This is a genomic window from Hymenobacter piscis, from assembly GCF_018760735.1.
GTDB lineage: Bacteria > Bacteroidota > Bacteroidia > Cytophagales > Hymenobacteraceae > Hymenobacter > Hymenobacter piscis.
Genome location: NZ_JAHHZN010000059.1, coordinates 1 through 626, shown reverse-complemented (window position 1 = coordinate 626; position 626 = coordinate 1). Strand labels below are relative to the sequence as shown.

1 protein-coding gene is annotated in these 626 nt (G+C 59.7%); it reads left to right on the top strand.

Annotated features, from left to right (window positions below):
- The coding region (locus KLP40_RS21085) for a transposase (RefSeq protein WP_215595813.1) at positions 1–626 on the top strand (626 nt) is incomplete at both ends.

Here is a 626-nt window from a genome sequence, read left to right as displayed (position 1 = left end):
GCGTAGACCGCACCGAATGGGATTTTGGCCAGTGCCAGGTCAACATTCTGCTCGTTACCGTCGGCCAGGGTGCCTTTCAGCTGCCCCTGTACTGGGAATTGCTCGACAATCGCAGCGGCAATTCCAGTGCAGCTGACCGCATTGCCCTGCTGCAAACCTGCGTACAGGTGCTGGGTAAGCACCGCATTGGGCTCGTGCTGGGCGACCGGGAGTTTGTAGGTCACGTGTGGCTAAAGTGGCTCCAGGACAACGGATTGAATTTTGTCATGCGCCTGCCCAAACACCATCAGCTCACCTTCGCCAACGGGCGGCGGGCGGCCGTAACCGACCTGGGCCTGGCCGTTGGACAGGTGCGCCGCTTTGCCCACGTACAAGCCGACGGTGTGTGGGGACAGGTCTGGGTCAAGGCCTTGGCCGAGGGCGATTTTCTGTTCCTGTTTGGCACCGTGGGCCGGCCCTACATAGACCAGCTTTACGCCAAACGGTGGACGATTGAGCAATGCTTTCAAAACCTGAAAGGCCGTGGCTTCAACCTGGAGGCCAGCCATTTGCGTTGTCGCCACAAGTTGCGCAAGCTCGTCGCCTTAGTCACTTTAGCCTATGCCTTGTGCCTGAGCGTGGGCACG